This window comes from Actinoplanes sp. NPDC026623, from assembly GCF_040638275.1.
Taxonomy (GTDB): Bacteria; Actinomycetota; Actinomycetes; order Mycobacteriales; family Micromonosporaceae; genus Actinoplanes.
Genome location: NZ_JBEZXZ010000170.1, coordinates 1 through 19201 on the forward strand (window position 1 = coordinate 1; position 19201 = coordinate 19201).

At 71.6% G+C, this 19201-nt stretch carries 14 protein-coding genes and 2 pseudogenes; 8 read left to right on the plus strand and 8 right to left on the minus strand.

The genetic code is table 11. The features are described from left to right. Positions 1-649: pseudogene (locus AB0F10_RS34410) on the minus strand (short chain dehydrogenase); the annotation flags it as partial. Positions 650-701: 52 nt separating this feature from the next. Between AB0F10_RS34410 and AB0F10_RS34415 the strand changes: the two are divergent. Continuing rightward, complete coding sequence (locus AB0F10_RS34415; RefSeq protein WP_360634867.1) at positions 702-1994, plus strand: acetyl-CoA C-acetyltransferase; 1293 nt, start codon at positions 702-704, stop codon at positions 1992-1994. Positions 1995-2128: 134 nt separating this feature from the next. Further along, the gene (locus AB0F10_RS34420) at positions 2129-3163 is read left to right on the plus strand and encodes a hypothetical protein (RefSeq protein WP_360634870.1); all 1035 of its coding nucleotides are present in this window, start codon (positions 2129-2131) and stop codon (positions 3161-3163) included. An 82-nt stretch (positions 3164-3245) separates the two neighbouring features. On the opposite strand, the gene AB0F10_RS34425 is transcribed toward AB0F10_RS34420, so the two are convergent. Further along, complete coding sequence (locus tag AB0F10_RS34425) at positions 3246-3830, minus strand: helix-turn-helix domain-containing protein (RefSeq protein ID WP_360634873.1); 585 nt, start codon at positions 3828-3830, stop codon at positions 3246-3248. Positions 3831-3930: 100 nt separating this feature from the next. On the opposite strand from AB0F10_RS34425, the pseudogene AB0F10_RS34430 reads away from it, so the two are divergent. The 3 genes and pseudogenes from AB0F10_RS34430 to AB0F10_RS34440 form a co-directional block, all read left to right on the plus strand. After that, positions 3931-4245 (plus strand): annotated as a pseudogene (locus AB0F10_RS34430) (chlorophyllase); the annotation flags it as partial. Positions 4246-4294: 49 nt separating this feature from the next. After that, positions 4295-4864 carry a hypothetical protein gene (locus AB0F10_RS34435; RefSeq protein ID WP_360634876.1) on the plus strand — a complete coding sequence of 190 codons (570 nt, stop codon included), beginning with the start codon at positions 4295-4297 and terminating at the stop codon, positions 4862-4864. 166 nt (positions 4865-5030) lie between these two features. Then, complete coding sequence (locus tag AB0F10_RS34440; protein ID WP_360634879.1) at positions 5031-6257, plus strand: helix-turn-helix domain-containing protein; 1227 nt, start codon at positions 5031-5033, stop codon at positions 6255-6257. A 36-nt stretch (positions 6258-6293) separates the two neighbouring features. Here AB0F10_RS34440 and AB0F10_RS34445 read toward each other — a convergent pair whose 3' ends face one another. From AB0F10_RS34445 to AB0F10_RS34455, 3 genes are all read right to left on the minus strand, one after another. Continuing rightward, positions 6294-8495, minus strand: coding sequence for a glycoside hydrolase family 97 catalytic domain-containing protein (locus tag AB0F10_RS34445; RefSeq protein ID WP_360634882.1), 2202 nt, complete (start codon positions 8493-8495; stop codon positions 6294-6296). Positions 8496-8795: 300 nt separating this feature from the next. Further along, the gene (locus AB0F10_RS34450) at positions 8796-10259 is read right to left on the minus strand and encodes an SMI1/KNR4 family protein (protein ID WP_360634885.1); all 1464 of its coding nucleotides are present in this window, start codon (positions 10257-10259) and stop codon (positions 8796-8798) included. Between the two features lie 99 nt (positions 10260-10358). Beyond that, the gene (locus AB0F10_RS34455) at positions 10359-10829 is read right to left on the minus strand and encodes an RDD family protein (RefSeq protein WP_360634888.1); all 471 of its coding nucleotides are present in this window, start codon (positions 10827-10829) and stop codon (positions 10359-10361) included. A 473-nt stretch (positions 10830-11302) separates the two neighbouring features. Here AB0F10_RS34455 and AB0F10_RS34460 point away from each other — a divergent pair, with 473 nt between their 5' ends. After that, positions 11303-11941, plus strand: coding sequence for a TIGR03085 family metal-binding protein (locus tag AB0F10_RS34460; RefSeq protein ID WP_360634891.1), 639 nt, complete (start codon positions 11303-11305; stop codon positions 11939-11941). A 967-nt stretch (positions 11942-12908) separates the two neighbouring features. Here the strand turns inward: AB0F10_RS34460 and AB0F10_RS34465 are convergent. Beyond that, positions 12909-13679, minus strand: a complete 771-nt coding sequence (locus tag AB0F10_RS34465; RefSeq protein ID WP_360634894.1) for a calcium-binding protein — start codon at positions 13677-13679, stop codon at positions 12909-12911. A 153-nt stretch (positions 13680-13832) separates the two neighbouring features. Between AB0F10_RS34465 and AB0F10_RS34470 the strand changes: the two genes are divergently transcribed. Then, positions 13833-16145 carry a tetratricopeptide repeat protein gene (locus tag AB0F10_RS34470; protein ID WP_360634897.1) on the plus strand — a complete coding sequence of 771 codons (2313 nt, stop codon included), beginning with the start codon at positions 13833-13835 and terminating at the stop codon, positions 16143-16145. 225 nt (positions 16146-16370) lie between these two features. Here AB0F10_RS34470 and AB0F10_RS34475 read toward each other — a convergent pair whose 3' ends face one another. Beyond that, on the minus strand, positions 16371-17036 hold the full coding sequence (locus tag AB0F10_RS34475) for a TetR family transcriptional regulator (RefSeq protein ID WP_360634900.1): 666 nt from the start codon (positions 17034-17036) through the stop codon (positions 16371-16373). A 76-nt stretch (positions 17037-17112) separates the two neighbouring features. On the opposite strand from AB0F10_RS34475, the gene AB0F10_RS34480 reads away from it, so the two are divergent. Next, positions 17113-17544 (plus strand): SRPBCC domain-containing protein, encoded by a 432-nt coding sequence (locus tag AB0F10_RS34480; RefSeq protein ID WP_360634903.1) that lies wholly within the window; start codon positions 17113-17115, stop codon positions 17542-17544. A gap of 84 nt (positions 17545-17628) precedes the next feature. On the opposite strand, the gene AB0F10_RS34485 is transcribed toward AB0F10_RS34480, so the two are convergent. After that, a complete protein-coding gene (locus AB0F10_RS34485) occupies positions 17629-18720 on the minus strand; it encodes a peptidoglycan-binding domain-containing protein (RefSeq protein ID WP_360634906.1) in 1092 nt (363 codons plus the stop codon). Between the last annotated feature and the right edge of the window lie 481 nt (positions 18721-19201).

Genomic DNA, 19201 nt, shown 5'->3' on the forward strand with positions numbered 1-19201 from the left:
CGATGGCCGCCCCGATGCCCCGCGCGGCGCCGGTGACCAGAGCGGTCCTGCCGTCCAGGGGGCGCTCCCAGTCGGCCGGCGCGGTCACCGTGCCGGCGCCGACCCGGATCACCTGACCCGACACGTACGCGGATCGGCCGCTGAGCAGGAAGCGCAGGGTCGACTCGATCGCCGTCTCGCCGCCCGGCGCCACCAGGACCAGTTGGGCGGTGATGCCGCGGCCGAACTCCTTGCCGATGCTGCGGACCAGCCCTTCGAGGGCACGCTGCGCGGTCGCCTCCCGCGGCGATCCGCACCCCTGCGACGGGGTGCCCAGCACCACCACCCGGCCGGAGGCGAGCAGCGAGTGGGCCCGCGGGTGGAAGAAGTCGTAGAGGGCGCGCAGGCCGGCCGACTCGGTGACCCCGGTGGCGTCGAAGATCAGCGCGCCGTAACGGGTGTCCTCGGCGCCGGAATCGGTGACGTCGAACAGCTTGCGCACCGGATCGGCGAGCCGGCCGCCGGGCGCCGAGCCCAGCAGGATCGGCCCGGGCGTGAGCGGCTCGCCCGCCGCGTGTCGCCGCAGTCGGGGCGGGTCGGGAAGCCCGAGGCGCCGCACCACGGTCCGGCCGGGCCCGGAATTCGCGAAGCTCGCATACCTGTCGCGCACGGGCGTAGCCTACCCGCGGGTATGTCATTCGCGATGTCGCTGGGGGTAAGTCGTGCAGTCCGTGCGCCGTGTCGCCGTCGTCGGCGGAAACCGCATCCCGTTCGCCCGCTCCGGCGGCCCGTACGCGCAGGCCTCCAACCAGGACATGCTCACGGCCGCCCTGGACGGCCTGGTCGCCCGGTACGGGCTGGCCGGGCAGCAGGTCGGCGAGGTGGTCGCCGGCGCGGTGCTCAAGCACTCCCGCGACTTCAACCTCACCCGGGAGGTCGTGCTCGGCTCCCGGCTGGACCCGCGCACCCCGGCGTACGACCTGCAGCAGGCCTGCGGCACCGGCCTGCAGGCCGTCATCGCGGTCGCCAACAAGATCGCCCTGGGCCGGCTCGAGGTCGGCATCGCCGGCGGGGTCGACACCACCTCGGACGCGCCGCTGCAGCTCAACGAGGACATGCGGCGCGCGCTGCTCGAGCTCAACCGGGCCCGCACGCTCGGCGCCCGGGTCAGGGCCGCCGCCCGGCTGCGCCCGCAGCAGGCGTTCCGGCCCGAGATCCCGCGCAACGCCGAGCCGCGCACCGGCATGTCGATGGGCGAGCACGCCGCCGTCACCGCCCTGCGGTGGAACATCGACCGCGAGTCGCAGGACGCCCTGGCCCTCGCCTCGCACCAGCGCCTCGCCGCCGCGTACGACAGGGGTTTCTTCGACGACCTGGTCACGCCGTTCCTGGGGCTGACCCGCGACCAGAACCTGCGCGGCGACACCAGCCTGGACCGGCTCGCCAGGCTCAAGCCGGCCTTCGGCACCCGGGGACCGGACGCCGGGCGCGCCACCATGACCGCCGGCAACTCGTCGCCGCTGACCGACGGCGCGTCCACGGTGCTGCTGGCGTCCGAGCAGTGGGCGCAGGAGCGGTCGCTTCCGGTGCTGGCCTATCTCACCGACTCCGAGACCGCCGCCGTCGACTTCGTGCACGGCGACGAGGGCCTGCTGATGGCGCCCGCGTACGCGGTGCCGCGGATGCTCGCGCGCAACGGCCTCACCCTGCAGGACTTCGACTTCTACGAGATCCACGAGGCGTTCGCCTCGCAGGTGCTGGCCACCCTGGCCGCCTGGGAGTCGCCGGAGTTCGCCAAGGAGCGCCTCGGCCTGGACGCCCCGCCCGGCCCGATCGACCGGGACCGGCTCAACGTCAACGGCTCGTCGCTGGCGGCCGGCCATCCGTTCGCCGCGACCGGGGGCCGGATCGTGGCGAACCTGGCCGGGCTGCTCGCCGAGAAGGGCTCCGGCCGCGGCCTGATCTCCATCTGCGCCGCCGGCGGCCTCGGCGTCGTCGCCATCCTGGAACGCTGATCCGGAGACGCCGCCCGGATCGATGCTTCTCGCGTATTCGTGCCACGGCCCGGCGCGTCGCTTCCATGCGCCATGATCGATCCCTAGTTTTGTCCCCAGTGGACGGGCGTCCACGGGGGACACGGGGAGAAAATATGAACACGAAACTGCGCCGGGGCCTGCTGACCGCGGCGGTCACGCTCGGGGTCACGCTCGGCGTCGCCTCCGCGGCCGCCGCGGTGAGCCGTCCGGGCACCAGGGCCGCGCCCGCGCCGGCGGCCGCCGAGCGGCTCACCGTCGCCGAGCCGGTCGCGCCGAACGAGCCCGCGCAGGCCGGGCCGGCGGTCGTGAAGACCGCCACCAGGGCGCCGGCCGAGTCCGGGGCGGAGACCAGGACGCCCGCCGTTCTCACCGCCACCGCGACCGATCTGGTCTACGGCCAGCCGGACCTCACCGGCCTGCGCAGCGGCAGCAACGTCATCACGGTCACCAACCACGGAACCGAGCCTGTCGATTTCCCGCTGCTGACCTTCCGGGTGAACAAGCGGGACGTCCTGACCCAGGATGCGGACTGCACCTACCTGGCCAAGCGGACGACCTACCTCACCTGCATCATCGATCCGCTGGCCGCCGGCGAGTCCCGGGAACTGGTCCTGCCGTGGCAGACCCGCCAGGCGTCCGGCCGGGTCGCCACCGTCCGGGCCCGGCTCGAGCAGGCCTCGGACCGCGACGGTACGCCGATCGCCGGCACCGCGAGCACGGTGAGCTGGCAGGTCTCGTTCGCGAAGCTGACCGGCGTCTTCACGATCAAGGCGACGCCGCTCGTCTACGGCGCTGCGGACGAGGCCGGCGTCCGCCACGGCTCGACGCTCGTCACGATCCAGAACCTGAGCGCGGAGACCGTGCAGTACCCGACGGTCACCTTCCAGGCGAACGGCGCCGCGGCCACGTTCGCCGGCTGGACCGGTTGCGTCCGGACGTTCCTCGTGGACTGGGATGCCGCCTGCGTCGAGGCGCCGCTGGCGCCGGGCCAGGTGCGCACCCTGGAGTTCCCGTTCCAGGCCGACCTGCCGATGCAGGAGAATGACGCCGCGGTCCGGGTCGAGGCGGCCACGGACGCCAACGGCACCGTGATCCCGGGCACCGCGGTCGGCACCACCTACCTGGTCACCTCGCCCAGCGACAACTGATTCACCGTCAAGGACGGCCACCCTCGTACGGAGGGTGGCCGTCACCTCATACCTCCCGGCCCGAGGCCAGGCAGAAAATTGCTCACCGGCGCACGCGCAGCCCCGCGATGAGGAGCTCGACCATGCGACGGGCGTCGTAGCGGGGGTCCTTGCCCGCGCCGATGCAGAGGTTGCCGACGCCGCGCATCAGTTCGAGGGCCTCGACGTCCTCGCGGATCTCACCCGCGGCGGCGTCGAGCAGCCGGGCGCACACGGGCACGAGGCGCTCCAGGAAGTAGGCGTGCAGGGTCTCGAAGGCGGCGTCGCCGGATTGCAGCGCCTCGGCGAGCCCGTGCTTGGTGACCAGGAAGTCGACGAAGAGGTTGATCCACCGCGCCAGGGCGGCGTGCGGCGTGCCGGCGCTCGCCAGCAGGGTCGGCCCGGCGGCGGCGCACGCCTCGACCTGGTGCCGGTATACCGCGACGATGAGGTCCGCCCGGGTGGGGAAGTGGCGGTAGATCGTGCCGATCCCGACGCCGGCCCGGGCGGCGATGTCGCGCACGGGCGCGTCGACGCCGGAGGCGATGAAGGCCGCGGCGGCGGCGTCCAGCAGCGTCTGCTGGTTGCGCCGGGCGTCGGCCCGCCGCCGCGGCGCCGCCGGCCCCGCTTCGCTGTCGCTGTCGACCACCGCGCCGCTACCTCCGGTCCGCACCCTTGGCAAACGGAACGGCGTTCCGTATGTTGAATAACGGAACACTGCTCCGCTTGTTCAGGATGCCACAGGCGCGCTCGTCGTCGCCGGGGATCGGGACCGGTCCGCCCTGTCCGTCCGGGGGCCGGACTGGTTCACGGACCCCTACTTCCTGAGCCCGGGACGCAAGAGCCTGCTGACCCTGTTCGGTGCGGAACACTCCCTCGGCGGGATCAGCGGGTACGGCGTCACCGAGACGACGGACGAGAATCCCGGGCGGGTCGCCCTGATCCAGCGGCTCACCTGGGCGTACCTGCGCAGCGCGCTCTACCCGCAGGACCGCAGCTGGCAGGCGGCGAGCGCCGAGCTGGCCGGGGTCACCGACCCGCCGGGCCGCATCGAATCCAAGTGAGGCGGTGTGTTCGTTCAGGTCGGCACGCCGGCTGCCGACCGGACGGGGCATGTCTGCTGACCCGCCGCTCGAACCCGCACTGATCGACCTCGCCTCGCCGCCGCCGGAGGCCCCGGGCCGTCGATGGCCGGCCCGGCTGCTGCGGCAGGCCACGCCGGGCCGGATCGCGTACGGCGTGAGCTGGCTGTGCGTGCTCGTGCTCGTGGCGGCGACGTTCGTGTTCGCCAACGTCAAGGGCGACCACCTGCTCGCCCTCAAGATCGTGCTGGCCGAGGTGGGCGTGCTGGCGGTCGTGAGCCTGCACCTGGCCGCGGTATCCCTCAACCGCCGTCGCGACGTGGGCTTCTCCGTCTTCGCCGCCTGCCTCATCGTGCTGTTCGCGGTGCCGATGGCCGCCGTCACGGCCACGGTGGCGACGGCGGCCGGCCTCGGCAGCGTCGTCTCGGACGCGATCGGCGGCTCCATCGAGCCCGGCCTCGATTCCGCCCCGGGCCTCAACCCCTTCCTCGAAGACGACGAGGACTCGTCGGACGAGGAGACCGTGGAGTGTCTGGCCCCGGACGACTCCGTGGTGCCGGTGCCGCCCGAGGAGTGCGTCGACGGTCACTACAACCCGTAGCCCGGGTTCCGGCGTCACTGCCGGGACCACTTCCGATTCGCGCCGCCGGTGCAGGTCCAGATGGCCGGCGCGGTGCCGTGCGCGACCGCGTCGAGGCCTTTCCCGGACCCGGCCCCGACGATGACGGTGTTTCCGGCTCCACAGTGGATCGGCATAGTCTCTGGCCATGACGCGAGCGATACCGGCGGCCTGGCCTGCCCGCAGAGGAATGCCGGACCTCGCCGCGCTGGACGAGCCGACCCGCCGAAAGGTGGCGGACGCCGTCGAGCTGCTGCGCACGAGCCAGGCCGTCTTCGCCGACAGGTTCCTCGCCCTCGCCCGCCTGCATCTGCCCGAGTACGGGGTGCTCACCGACGAGGAGATCCGCGCGACCGCGCAGCAGTTCATGGACACGCTGATCGCGGAGCTGTCCAGCCTGCGGGTGCCCGACGCCGCCCTGCGCGGCCTGCTCGGCGCCCATGCCGCCGAGCGCACCTCCCGTGGAATACCGCCCGAGGTGCTGGCCGCCGGATATCAGCTCGGCTCGCGCGCGATGCTCGCGGTGCTCGACGAGGTGGCCGTCGAGGTGGGGCTGCCGCCGGAACTCGTGCTGGCGATGCACGACAGCACCTGGGAGTTCTCGAACGAGGCCGCGTCGGTGTTCGCCCGCGTACAGCGCGATCTCGCCCTGGAGCGGGCCTATTTCGACGCCGAGCGCCGGTCCGCGTTCGCCGGCGGCGTGCTCGGCGGGACGCTGCCGGGGGATCACATCAACCGCGACGCGCCCCTGTTCGGGCTGGACACCCGGGCGCGCCACGTGCCGCTCGCGGCCCGGGCGGCGTCGCCCGCGGAGGCGGAGGCGATCCGCCGGGCGATCGCGTCCGCCCTGCGGATGCCGGCGGATCGGCTGTTGTTCGCCGAGGTCGGCGGCTGCCTCGGTTTCATCGCTGCGGGCTCGATCGAGCAGCTCGCCGGGCAGCTCGCCGGCCACCTGGTCGCCGCCGGAACCGCCGACGCGCTCGAGCGGCTCCACGACGGGTTCGCCGAGGCGGTGCTGGCGCTGGAGACCGCAGCCCGGTTCCGGCAGTCGGGCCTGGTGAGGCTCGCCGATCTCGGGCCGCGCCCGCTGGTCCTGACCGCCGCGCGTGTCGCCGCCGGGCTGTCCGCGCGCCACCTGACCGGGCTGGCCGGCGCGGGCCGGGCCAATCGCGACATCGAGGAGACGGTACGGGTCTATCTCGAGTGCGATCAGCAGGTGCGGGACGCGGCCGAGCGCCTCGCCGTGCACCGGAACACGGTCCGGTACCGCGTCCACCGCTTCCACGAGCTCACGGGCCTCGACCTGCGGCGCACCGAGGACCTGGTGACGGCGTGGTGGCTGCTGAACCGCCGGCGCCCGGCGGCCGGCGGCTGACCTGCCCGCATCCGTACGGGCAGGCCGGCCGGTGTGTCAGGCGCGCGACCACCTCTGGTTGGCGCCGCCGTTGCAGGGCCAGATCTGCAGCTGGGTCCCGTTGGCCGTGGCGGCACCGACGGCGTCCAGGCACTTGCCGGACGCGGCGCTCACCACGGTGCCGTCGGCGGCGAGGCTCCACTGCTGGTTGGCGCCGCCGGTGCAGTCGAAGATGGTGACCGGGGTGCCGTCGGCGGTGCCGCCGCCGTCGACGTCCAGGCACTTGACGCCGTACACCCGTAGCTCCTTCGACGTCGTCGACGTCCAGGTCTGGTTGGCGCCGCCGTGGCAGTCGAAGAGCTCCACCCGGGTCCGGTTTGCCTGGCCGGCGAACGGCACGTCGACGCAGCGCCCGGAACCCTCGCCCTTGAGCACTCCGATCGCCGCGGAGCCGCAGGTGGTCATCCCGGCGGTGTAGGGGCACAGGACCGAGGCGAAGCCGCCGCGTTCCAGCATCGCCACCGACAGGGTCGAGGCGTTGGTGACAACCTGGGTCTCGCGCAGCAGCGCCGAGTTCGCGCCGTCCCGCACGGTCTCCAGCAGCCATTGGCCGCCGCCGAGGAAGCTCAGCGGCGTCGTGTAGGTCTTCGCGGCGACGGCGGAGATCCCGCCGAGGTACCACTTCCCGGCGTTGCGGCGGGCGAAGTAGGCGTCCTGCCCGGGCCGGCCGCCGAGCAGCCTGGTCTCGTCCCAGGCGGTGGGCAGCTGGTTGAGGACGCGCAACGCCTCGGGCCGGGCCTCGTAGCTCTCCGGGTTGTCGCCGAGGTGCTGCCAGCCGGACTCGAAGACGATCGCGGTCGCGAGCTCGTGCGCCGGTGTGGTGTCCCGGTTGTAGGGGCTGAAGATGACCGGGGTGTAGTCCATGCTCGAGATGGCGTTGCGGTTGAACGGCAGCATCGTGTTCTTCGACGCGCGCAGGAACTGCTCCGCGCCGTGCACCGCCTCGGCGGTCATCACGTGCGGCCAGGTGCGCTGCAGGCCGCGCGGGGTGCCGGAGCCGTGGAAGTTGATCATGAGCTGCAACTCGGCGGTCCGGGCCAGGATGGCGTCGTACCACTGCAGGGTCGGCTGGGTGTACTCGTACGCGAAGTCGACCTTGACGCCGGCCACGCCCCAGCTCTTGATCTTCGGAAGCCAGGCCTCACGCTGGGCGGCGGTCCAGAGGGTGGAGGAGTTGAACCAGAGGAGCACCTGCACACCCTTGGACCGGGCGTAGGACACCACGCCGGGCGCCCAGCTCTCCTGCCAGCCCTCGTCGATGAGCACGTAGCCCCAGCCGTTGCGCGCGGCGAAGTCGATGTACTGCCGCTGCCGGCTCTCGTTCGACGGGCTGGAGTGCTCGGTCAGCCAGGACCAGGCCACGCTGCCGGGCTTGACCCAGGACGTCCCGCTCACCCGCGACGGGGCGGACAGGTCGTCGACGATCGTCGACTGGGTGACCGCGCTCAGGCTGCCGACCGCCGCGGTGCGCCACGGCGTCGACAGTGGCAGGCTGGTGGTGACGCTGGTGCTGGCCGGCGAGATGCCGTAGGTCCCCGACCCGGCCGTGTGGGTCAGGCTGCCGGCGGCGTACCGGCCGTCCAGGTCGGCCTCGGCGAGCAGCGCGAAGGCCCCGCCGGACTCGAACAGCGCCGGCACCCGGAAGGTGTCGGCCGCGGCGCCGCCGGCGGTGGTCTGCACCGGGTATCCCTGGTCCTCGCGGGAGGCGGGCAACAGCCAGGCGTTCGAGGACGCGGGCACCGCCCAGGACGACGCCTCGCGCTGCACCGTCACGGATCCGCTGCCGGGCAGCACGTAACGGTAGGCGGCGCCGGTGTTCGACGCGCGGACCACGACGTCGAGGCGGGCCCCGCCGGCGCCCGTGAACGACAGCGTCGTCTCGGCGTAGGCGGTGGACCGGCTGCGCTGCTTGCCGGTCGTCATCGTGTAGGACTCGGTGACCGTGCGGTCCGTGCGGCCGGTGAAGGTGAGGTTTCTCGTCAGGTCGGCGGCGCTGGTCACGATGCCGATAGGGGAGGGGGACAGCACGGCGCGGCCCTGGCTCGACACGGCGAACGCGAGCGTGCCGTTGTCGTTCAGGGTCACCTGGGCGGACGTCGGCGAGCCGCTGGACGGGCCGGTGACGGTCCAGGTGGTCGCGGCGGCGGCCGGCGTGGGAGCGGCGAGGACGATCGCCGCCGGCACAACCAGTGCCAGCACGGATCGGGACAGCGCGGGATGGCGATGCCTTCCTTCAAGCATGGGGATGCCTTCCGGGGAACGGAGGGGACGGGGGCATGGTTCCATGAGACCGATCACAAGCGAACAGGATGCGCGAGCGACCGATCATTAACTATCAGAAACCAACATTGTCGCCGCGTGGCGGCGCCGCGGCTATGGATGAGACATCAAAGATGGCGGTGCGGACTTGTTCGCCGGAACAAAGTGCGCGCGGACGACGTCCGCCGGCGACTTCGACGCGACATTCACCGGCTGAGGCGGCCGCCCCGGCCAGGTCCGTCAGCGGCGCCGGCCGCCGAGGGTGTGGTAGCCGGCGGGGGAGCCGAAGGCCCGGGACCAGCGGGCGGCGTCACCCACGCCGGCGGCCCCGCCGAGGGCGACCGCCGCCAGCCGGGCGGGCCGCCAGCCGGTGGCCAGCAGGCTGGTCCACTGGCGACCGTTGAGGATCAGGACCCGCAGGGCCGGGAACGAGGCGAGGGCCTCGACGTCGGTCACGGCCGCGCCGGAGAGGTCCAGGCGCAGCAGGTTCGGCAGGGCCGCCAGGGCGGCGATCGACACCGGGGCGTCGTTGCCCGCGAGGGTCAGGCAGGACACGGTCGGCGTTGCGACGAGGTCGGCCGGATCGAAGCGGGACGCGTTGACGTCGACCCGCTCGACCGGCAGGCCCTCCGGGATCGACATGTCAACCTTCTGCCGTACGCCGAGGATGGTTATCGATCGAAGATTGCGGAACCGGCCCAGGTCCGCGAAGCGGGCCTCGCCGATCCCGCCCAGGCGCACCGCCTGGACCACCGCCGGGTCCTCGACCTCGACCACCCGCGTTTCGTGGCTGGGTGGTTCCGGGTGTGCCTCGTCGAGCGAGTCGATCGCCCGGCGGATCAGGTCGCGGATCGACGGCGCGACATACCCGGCGGGCGCCCACACGTCCCGGCCGTACCTGAGAACCTGACCGGAAACGCCCAGCGGACCGGGGTCGAGGTCGACCGCACCGAAGTTCATGCCGTAGTCGCGGGCGAACGTCAGCCGCGCGCCGCTCGTGGACACCCGGCGCACGTGCCCGGCCGGGTGACAATCGAAGATCACCGGGTCGTCGAAGAGCCCGTCCTGCCAGCCTGGCGCGTTCGCCCGGTTCCACCGGAGCAGGACGTCCAGCGGAGCAAGGACGAACGGGTCCATCAGGCCGGACTCCTGGCGATCGTCGCGGATGACGCGGTAGAGGGCCCGCAGGTCCTCCGGCAGACGCACCCCGAGCCGCTCCTCGGCGGCGAGGATCTCCTCCTCGCCGTACCCGGACTCATATCCCGCCGGGTGGTGCCGGGCGACGAAATCGGCGACCAGCTGCCGGACCTCGGCCAGGATCGCCGGGTCGGTGGGCCGCCGGTCGGCGGCGCCGGGCCGGCGGGTGGCCGCCTCCTCGTGGCCGGGGAAGCGGTAATCCTCGTCGAGGACGATCCGGGCCGGCAGCGACGGCACGTCCCGCGCCCAGTGGACCGTGTAGTTCCCGTCCGGGTCGCCGATCACCTCGATGACCAGCCCGCGCCCCGCGACCGTACGCAGCGCCGCCTCGGCCTCGTTCAGCTCCATGCTGTCCCAGCGCCCGAGCAGTGCCGGCTCGCCGGCCATGGTGTGGGTCTGCGCCTGGAATCCCTGCTCGGTCGCGGTGATCAGCCGATAGCCGGGCCGCCTGAGCCCGGAGACGAACGCCGATCCCAGCCGGTGCAGGACATCCTCGACTTGATCCACGCCGGGCATTGTTCCAGCGTCGGCCGGCCCGTGCTCAAGTCACCTTCCGCTTGAGCACGGACCGGCGGGCGTGGATCACCGACGCGAGTCTGACGCCGGTCAGCCGACCTTGATGACCTGCGTGCCACCGGCGAACTTGTCGAACAGGTGCTGACGCTGCGGGTCGCTGTTGATGTTGACCGCAACCACGATCACCGCTGCCAGCACGGCCAGCCCGCCGAGGATGCCGCCGATGATCGGAACGACGCCGGCGATGCCGAACGCCATGTAGATGTTCCGGCGGGCGGCCTGCTCCAGCGTCGGGTTGCTGACGTGGTCCGGGCCGAACGCCTTGAGCTTCATCAGCTGCTTGCCGATCGTCTGGCCCCGAGTGGACTCGAAGTAGGCGAAGTAGCCGAGATACAGGGCCGCGGTTGCCACCGCGGAGATGAACCCGGTGAGGAGCCAGGAGTTCGAGATGGCCGCGAGCACGATGTTGAGGAGCACGCCCACGACGCCCACGATGACGCCGTCGACGAGCCTCGCCACGAACCGGTCGGTCAAGTTGCCCGGCTGGCCGACCGCGTTCATCGGCATTCCGGGAGCGCCACCCGGCGGGGTGAAGGGCGGCGGTGGGTAACCGGGTCCCGACGGCGGAGGACCGTAGGCGGGCGGCGGCGGAGGAGGTGCGGGACGAGTCGGGTCGTCGCCGGGCGGCCCGGCGTAGGGCTCGGGATTAACCATATTGTGTTCCATTTCAAGTAGGTACGGTGCGGTTAGGCATACGTCTGCGAGAAGCTGACGAAGTTAAGACACTCTCCTGCATGTGGCTTTGAATGCCAAGGCCGATTCGCCGGTGGGCCGCCGGCGCCCGAGACGTCGATGTGCCGATCCGCGAAACGCATCGCGTCTCGACGAGACGGGCGCCGAGGCCGGTCGGCCCGCGGTGTCCCGCAAAGACTCGCGCCACCCGGCGTCCGTCCGGCGCGCCGCGGCGGCGCCGACGTACGATCGTCCTCAGCCGGATCCACCTACATCGGCTGAATGCGAGGTACGGCGCAGCAATGAGCTGGGTGGAAGAGGAACGCCGCTCCTTGGCGGCCGACCTGCGCATCGCGGACCCCGGCGCGCCGACGCTGTGTGCCGGCTGGACGGCGCGGCAGCTGTGCGCGCACCTGGTCCAGCGCGAGCATGCGATCCTGCACAACATCTGGGATCAGGTGACGACGCGGTCGCCCGGTGAGGAACGGTTCATGGGGCGGATGGTCGCCGAGGCCGGCACCCCCGGCGGTTACGCCGCGCTGGTCGACCGGTTCGCGGCCGGGCCTTCGCCGCGCTCGCCGATGGGTCGCTTCGACGAGGCGGTCAACCTCGTCGAGTACGTCGTCCACCACGAAGACCTTCGCCGCGGTTCCGGCCCGGTTCCGCCGCGCGAACTGCCCGCGGCCGAACTCGAGGAGGTTTGGCGTCGTTCGAAACTGTTCCTCAAGCGGGGCTATCGGAAGGCACCCGTCGGCGTCAGACTCGCACCCGACGGCGGCGACGTCATTGCCGTCCGCAGCGGACCGGGCACCGTCACCGTCTCGGGTTCGCCCCTCGAACTCGTGCTCCACGCGGCGGGCAGACGCACGGCCGCCGACATACGGATCGACGGCGCGCCGGACGCCGTAAGCACGTTCACCCAGTGGGCGGCCCGGGCCTGAGCGCAGCATTCCCGTCAAGACAGGCGTCCGACGACGAGCGCTGATCGGTCCCGGGCCGGGGCCGTTTCGCGGCAGGTCAGGGACAGTGGCGCGGATGGTTAGGGTCGTTGGGTGGTCAGTTGGCGACCGCCGACTGCGGCTCGTGGCCGCGAGCCGCTCGACTCGCCGGGGGGAGTCAAATCGGCGTTGATTCCGGCCTTGACAACATTGAGATGCTTGGTAGCCGTGGACACGGTTATCCTTATTTGACTCTTGACCGCCGTCATCACCGCGGTTGCGGCGGTTGCCTCTTCGATCCAATCCAAGGCGGCATTGCGTCAGGCTCGCGCGGCGGAAAGTGAACTGGCCGCCCGCCGCCAGCAGGCCCTGAGTGAAAAGTCGAAGAATGACGAAATCGAGGCGGACAGGGCGCGCCGGTCGGCAGCGGACCAGCGAAAGCGGGTATTGGCTCGGACACACTCCTCCTGTATCGAGGCACTTGGAGTGGTTCATGAGCTTATCTGCGCGCTCGAGGGTTACGTAAACCGTACGAAAATTGGAGTCCGCTGGTGCCCGGGACGCCGCCCGGGAGCGTCCCGGACACTGGTCGCCACCTACGAAGCGCACTCGGCAACATCGACCGCGCCTCCGCGATGTGGCTGACGTTCAAGGCGATCAACCTGAAACACCTTGGCGTGCCCGAAGCTTCGGGATTCACTCGAAACATCGAAATTTCGGCGGCCTACATCGAATCGACAATGCATCATTGCCGCCTACTCGACCTGCGTATTTCTCACCGTATTTCCCGCCGACGTCGAAGCTCGGTATGTGAACCTGCGCGACACGACCTGGCACAAGCACTGCTCGCGTGGAGGAAGGCCGCCGAAACCGTACCGGCCGGGGGTTAGGTTCACCGGTTGCCCTTCCATTCCTCTGGGTGCGCGAACGTGCCCCGCTCGCGTCGTTGCGAGCAGGGCACGTCACCCCATCAGCAGTTGGTCAGGTGGTCGCCCAGGTCCGCGACACAGAAGTCCTTGCCGCTGTTCACGAACGGGCCGCGGCCGTCGAGCGTGTCGTTGCCGCCGACGCCGTCCTTGCCGTTCAGGCGGTCGTTGCCGAAGTCACCACGCACCGAGTCGGTACCCGGTCCGCCGACCAAGGTGTCGTCTCCATCGGCGCCGAAGATCTGGTCGTTGTCGGCACCACCGTTGATCATGTCGGCCCCGGCGCTGCCCGCCAGGAAGTCGTTGCCGGCACCACCGTCGATGACCTCGCCGTCTTCGGCGCCCCCGAAGATGGTGTCGTTTCCGGCGTCGCCGTTCAGTGTGTCGAAGCCACCACCGGCAGCCACGTCCCCACCCTCGATGTCGTCGTCGCCGGCGCCGCCGAACACGGTGTCGTTCCCGCCGTTGGCGTTCAGGGTGTCGTTGCCGATCCCACCGTCGATGGAGTCGTCGCCCGTGGGCGCGAACCCACAGGACGGGCAGTCGCCGTCGATGAAGTCGTCGCCACCACCGCCGCAGATGAAGTCGTCCCCAGCGTTCGCGAAGATGGTGTCGTGGCCTGAGCTACCGACGATCACGTCGGTGCCGGCCGTGCCCTGCACGGTGCCGCTGCCGGGTGCCACCACGATCGTGGCGGCCCGGCCGAAGCATGTCGTGGCGGCCGACGCCGGCGCAGTGGCCACGACCGTGCCGAAGAGCACGGAGGCGCCGGTCAGAACCGCGGCGAAGAACAGCCGCGGAGCGATTCTGGTCATTCTTGGTCCCCCCAAGTCGGGCGACCTCGCGGGTCGCCGGTTGCGGTCACTGTTCGCCGCCGGCAGCGTCCGACGAGACATCCCGACCGAATCCGACCGCGAAGTGTCCAGACGCCGACAATCACCGTGCCGTCCGGTCACTAGCCTCTGGTCATGCCGTTCGAGGATCCGCCCGATCCCGAATCCGCCCATACCATCGACGCCCTGATCGACCGGCTGCGGTTGTTGAAGATCTGGGCGGGCAACCCGTCGTACGAATGGATCAAAGATCAGATCAACGCCGCCTGGCAGGCCGCCGGGCTGCCGGCGGCCGAACGACCCGGCAAGACCACCATCGTGGACTGCTTCCGGTCGGGACGGCGCCGGCTCAACCCCGAGCTGGTCATCGCGGTGGTGCAGGCCCTGCACCCCGACCCGGGGTACGTGACGCGCTGGCGCCAGTCGCTCCGGGTGATCGGGGGGCAGCGCGAGGCGGCCACCCGGGTCCAGGTCCAGGACACCCTGCCGCAGGATCTGGCCGGGTTCACCGGCCGGTCCGCCGAGCTGGACCGGCTGTGCCGTAGCGGGCACCACGGCGGTGCGGTAGTGATCGCCGGGATGGCCGGGGTCGGCAAGACGCAGCTCGCCATCCACGCCGGGCACGTCCTGCACCGGGAGCAGCCGTTCGATCAGGTCCTGTTCGTCAACCTGCGCGGATTTCACCCCGACCCCGCGCAACCACCGGCCGACCCGTCCTCGGTCCTCGAAGGCTTTCTGCGGCTGCTGGGCGTCGCGGGTCAGCAGATCCCCCACGACCTGCGCGCCCGGATCGCCGCCTACCGCCGCCGTCTCGCCGGAACCCGCGCCCTGATCGTGCTGGACGACGCCGCCGCCACCGACCAGGTCGACCCGCTGCTGCCCGGCAGCCCCGGCTGCGCCGTGCTGATCACCAGCCGGCGCGACCTCGGCGACATGCGCAACGCCACCCACCTCCTGGTCGATCTGTTCACCCCGGGCGAGGCCGTCGCCTTCCTGACCGGCGTCGTACCCCTGTGCCCGATCGGATCCGACCCGGACGCGCCGGCCCGGATAGCCCGCCGGTGCGGCCATCTGCCGATCGCGCTCGGCCTGGTCGGCGCCCACATCCGCGGGACACCCGGCTGGACCCTGACCGACCACGCCGACCGACTGGACGAACGCCACCACCAGCGGCGCCTGGACACCGACGTCGAACTCGCCCTCGGGGTGTCCTACCAGCAGCTGGCCGCCGACCAGCGACGAATGCTGCGCCTGCTGTCATTGCATCCCGGCCAGGACATCGACGCGTACGCCGCCGCCGCCCTGGCCGGCACCGGGCCGCCCGCCGCCGAGGCCCACCTGCGCCACCTGCACCGGGACCAGCTGCTGCAGCGGGCCACCCCCACGAGATACACCCTGCACGATCTGGTCCGCACCTACGCGGCCGGTCGAGCCAGCGACGAGGACCCGCCCCCCGACCGCCGCACCGCCCTGACCCGGCTGTTCGACTACTACCTCCACACCGCCCACGCCGCCGACCGGCTGCTGTACCCACATCGCGACCCGGCCGCCCTCGCGCCGGCGGCCGCCCACCTGGAGCCGCCACCCCTGGCCGATGTCGAGGCCGCCATGGCGTGGTTCACCACCGAGCACGCGGCCCTGCTCGCGGTGGCCGGGCGGGCCGCGGCCGAAGGTTTCGATCGGCACACCGCCGGGCTGGCCTGGTCCCTGACCAACTTCCTCAACCTGCGCGGACACTGGCAAGAACAGATCACCGTGCAGAGCCACGCCCTCGCCGCCGCCCGCCGCCTCGACGACCGCCGCGAACAGGCGCACATCCACCGCAACCTCGGCCGATCCCTCGACATGATCGGCTGCTACGACGACAGCCGGCCGCACTTCCGCGCCGCCCTGGCACTGTTCGCCGAGGTGGGCGACCAGGTGGGCACGGCAACGACACACGTCAACCTGGCCCGGCAATACGAGCGGCAGGGCCGTCACCCCGAGGCCCTCAGCCACGATCGGCACGCGCTCGATCTGTTCCGGGCGGCCGGAAACCTGGCCGGCGAGGCCAGAGCCCTCAACAACGTCGGTTTCCAGCACGCCCAGCTCGGCGAGTATCCAGAGGCACTGGCCCACTGCCGGCAGGCCCTCGACCTGCACCGCACCATCGGCAACCGCCACGGCGAGGCGACCGCCTGGGACAGCATCGGGTACGCACATCACCGGCGCGGCCACCAGAAGGCGGCGATCGACTGCTACCGGCACGCCCTGCCGCTGTACCGGGAGGCCGGTGACCGGCCCAACGAGGCGCAGGCGCTCGCCAACCTCGGCGACGCCCACGAGTCGGCCGGCCACCACGCCGATGCCCGCGCCGCCTGGCGGTCCGCCCTGGACATCCTCGACGAACTGGGCCACGCCGACGCCGACCTGATCCGTACCCGCCTGCCCGATTCGGCGTCCGCCTGATCTCGAGTCGCGGGGCATCGGATCTCCGGAACCGCACGGCCGACCCGATCCGTCCGCGGAACGCGATAGGCGTGCCAGATGGTCATGACGAGGTGAAGTTCCACTCCGCGGGCAGGGCGCTGTCGCACGGGCACAGGTGAAGTCGTTCTCCCGCACGATGTTGCGCTCGCCGCAGGCCGGACAGCACCGGAAAATCACCCTGTCCGTGAAATCTCCGGGATGCGTCTACCCGAACTCGGACCGTGGCGGGTGCCAGTCCGAGGCCAGGCCGTGCTCGATGAGACGCGCGGCGCGGTGGACGTCGGAGGTGACCTCGGTGTGCAGTTTCGCGGGGTCCGACGTGGTGGCCAGATGGCGGCGCAGGCTCTGGAACTGGACGCGCCAGAGGCCGAGCAGGGCGGCGGCGGCAATCTGCGGCTCGGGGTCGTCGGGGTGTAGCCCGATCCGCTCGGCGAGCAGTTCCGCGGCCACCGCGACGAAGCGGTCCATCGTGTCGCTCTGATAGGCCCGCAGCGACGGGCTGGAGCCGATCAACTCGCCGAAGCGCCGGTACCCGTCGAGCGCCGAGCCGGGGTCGCCGCTTGTGGCCACGCCCGTGGTCATGGCGGTGAGGCCGGTGTCGAGGATGCGCAGCGCCGCCTGCACCGGGGGCACCGAGGGGTCGGCGAGGCCGGTGCGCAGCGCCGACATTGTCGTCTCCAGCTGGTCCAGGACCAGGGATTCCTTGGTCGGGAAGTAGTTGAAGACCGTTTTCTCCGAGACGCCGCAGGCCTCGGCGACGTCGGCCACCCGGAACGCGTCGAAGCCGCGCTCCAGGAACAGCCGCGCCGCGGTGTCGGACAGCAGGCGGCGCATCTCGCGCTTCTTGCGCTCCCGGAGCCCCTCGGTCATGCGCCGATCTTAGTACGGTCCCAGAAAAATTACTGCTACTGTAAATTTCTACAGACAGTAAGAATCTGGAGGCCCGATGAGCGAGTTCCGCATCGTCCGCGACTACCCGTACCCGGTCGAGCAGGTCTGGCGGGTGCTGACCGAGCCCGAGCTCGTCGCCCAGTGGACCGTCACCGGGCAGGGCGGGCGGCCCGAGGGCTTCGAACCCGTCGTCGGCACGCGCTTCCGGCTGATCGCGAAGCCGGTGATGGGCTGGCGCGGGATCGTCGACTGCGAGGTCCTCGAGGTCGACGCGCCCCGGCTGCTGCGCTACTCGTGGGTCGGCGACGAGGGCGCGGCGCCCAGCTTCGTGGCGTACCGGATCGAGGAGTCGCCGACCGGCAGCCGGTTCACCTGGGAACACACGGGTTTCACGGGTGCCGGTGGGTTCCTGATGGCGAAGCTGCTGCGGTCGGTGCGGGCGAAGATGCTGACGGTCGCCGTCCCGGCCGTCCTGGAACGGACCTGACAGATCGCTCCTGCCGGCGGACCGGGACGACCGGGCGGTGCCGGTCCATTCAGGATCGGCGGGCGCTTGTCGTCGGCCGGGAGATCACTTGCTGGGGACCGCGGACGGGGTCGTGGCGGGGGAGGCGGAGCGCTGGGCCAGCCCCCGTTCGACGGCGGCGATCGTGGCCGCGTCGACCTCGCCGGTGGGCTCGACGTGCAGGGAGGTCTGGAAGGCCTTGAGGGCTTCGGTCAGGGCGTCGGTCCAGTTGCCGTCGACGGGGCCGGGCCAGTAACCGGCCAGCTTCAGGGTCTGCTGGACCGCGGCCGTCGCCGCGATGTCCTGGTCGGCCTCGGCGCCCCCCTTGGCCCGCAGGTCGGCGCGCAACGCCGCGTCGGTGGCCTTGTCGACCGTGCCGGTCACCGGGAGATCGTTTTCCTTCTGCAGGGCCTGCACGGCCTCCACCGTCGCCGGCCCGTAGACGCCGTCCACCTCGCCCTTGAGATAGCCCGCCTCGGCCAGCGACTTCTGCAGTGCGAGGGTGTAGTCGCGGGCCGCCGCCCGGGCCTGCTCGTACTGGTCCTCAGGAAGGCAGCCGGCGTCGGTGAACAGCTTGATCCAGGACATCTCGAGCGCCACGGCCGCGGCGTTGAAGTCCTCGGACGCCTGCTTGACCGGGGTGCCGTCGGTGATCGCAGCGCTCGCGGCGGTGAAGTCGGCGTCGGCCTGCTTGACGCGGTTGACGGCGGTGCCGGGCGGCGTGGGTGCGGGCGACGCCGGCGGCGGAACCGACGTCGAGGGCTTGACGGAGGCGAGCGCGGCGTAGGCGTCGGCGAGTTCCCGCTCGGCAGTGGCCACCTTCTCCCTCGCGGACCGCACCTGCTCGGCGCTGGACAGCACGTCGGCGCGCGGCTCGGTCAGGTCGGCGCCGGCCTCCTTGACGTCGCCCACGGTCGGCTCGCTCCGGGCGAGCAGGTCACCGTAGCGATCCAGCGACTTGATGTAGGTCGCGCTGCTCCGGCAGAAGGCGGCCGTCTGCCCCTGAAGCTCGGCCTGCGCCTCGGTGAGCGCCTGCTGTTTGCGCTCCACCTGGCGTTGCGGCCTACTGGCCGGGTCGTCCCCGCCGCCGCATCCGGCCACCGCCAGCGCCGCGAGCCCGGCGACCGCCACGAGCCGCGCTCGATCCAGCCCGCCCATGTCAGCGCCGGCCGTTGCGGCGGCGAAGGATGACGACGGTGCCCGCGACCACGAGCAGGATCGGAAGCACGAGCCCCCACAGCAGCAAGCCGTTCACCAGTTGCCTCCCGCCTGATCCGCCCGCCCGGCGCGGCCCGGTATCCGCCCGCCAGGGTTCCTCGCACCGGGCCGATCGGGATCATCCCTGCCGGGTGAGGGCGCGCGGATCTCTCTGCTGCCCTCGTGGCCGGCGGGGGAATCTTCCTTGTGGTACGCGGCACCATCCGGCGCCGCCGGCAACGAGCCTTCGGCGGCACTGGAACCCCGGAGCCTCCGCACCGGCAGCCGCCCCCTCCCGTATCCTCCCGCCGATCCCTGGTCCTGAAATGCGGGTGAGCCGCCCGGCTGGTTCGCCGGGCGGCTCGTGGGGTCGTGCGGTGGTTCAGCTGATCTTGACGTTGAACAGGTTGTTGGCGGCGAGGGTGCGGAAGGCGGTGAGGCT

Coding starts and splice junctions, on each gene's coding strand:
- AB0F10_RS34435 (WP_360634876.1), top strand. CDS start 4,295: ATGTCTGCTGACCCGCCGCTCGAACCCGCACTGATCGACCTCGCCTCG.
- AB0F10_RS34465 (WP_360634894.1), bottom strand. CDS start 13,679: ATGACCAGAATCGCTCCGCGGCTGTTCTTCGCCGCGGTTCTGACCGGC.
- AB0F10_RS34460 (WP_360634891.1), top strand. CDS start 11,303: ATGAGCTGGGTGGAAGAGGAACGCCGCTCCTTGGCGGCCGACCTGCGC.
- AB0F10_RS34470 (WP_360634897.1), top strand. CDS start 13,833: ATGCCGTTCGAGGATCCGCCCGATCCCGAATCCGCCCATACCATCGAC.
- AB0F10_RS34440 (WP_360634879.1), top strand. CDS start 5,031: ATGACGCGAGCGATACCGGCGGCCTGGCCTGCCCGCAGAGGAATGCCG.
- AB0F10_RS34455 (WP_360634888.1), bottom strand. CDS start 10,829: ATGAACGCGGTCGGCCAGCCGGGCAACTTGACCGACCGGTTCGTGGCG.
- AB0F10_RS34480 (WP_360634903.1), top strand. CDS start 17,113: ATGAGCGAGTTCCGCATCGTCCGCGACTACCCGTACCCGGTCGAGCAG.
- AB0F10_RS34420 (WP_360634870.1), top strand. CDS start 2,129: ATGAACACGAAACTGCGCCGGGGCCTGCTGACCGCGGCGGTCACGCTC.
- AB0F10_RS34475 (WP_360634900.1), bottom strand. CDS start 17,036: ATGACCGAGGGGCTCCGGGAGCGCAAGAAGCGCGAGATGCGCCGCCTG.
- AB0F10_RS34485 (WP_360634906.1), bottom strand. CDS start 18,720: ATGGGCGGGCTGGATCGAGCGCGGCTCGTGGCGGTCGCCGGGCTCGCG.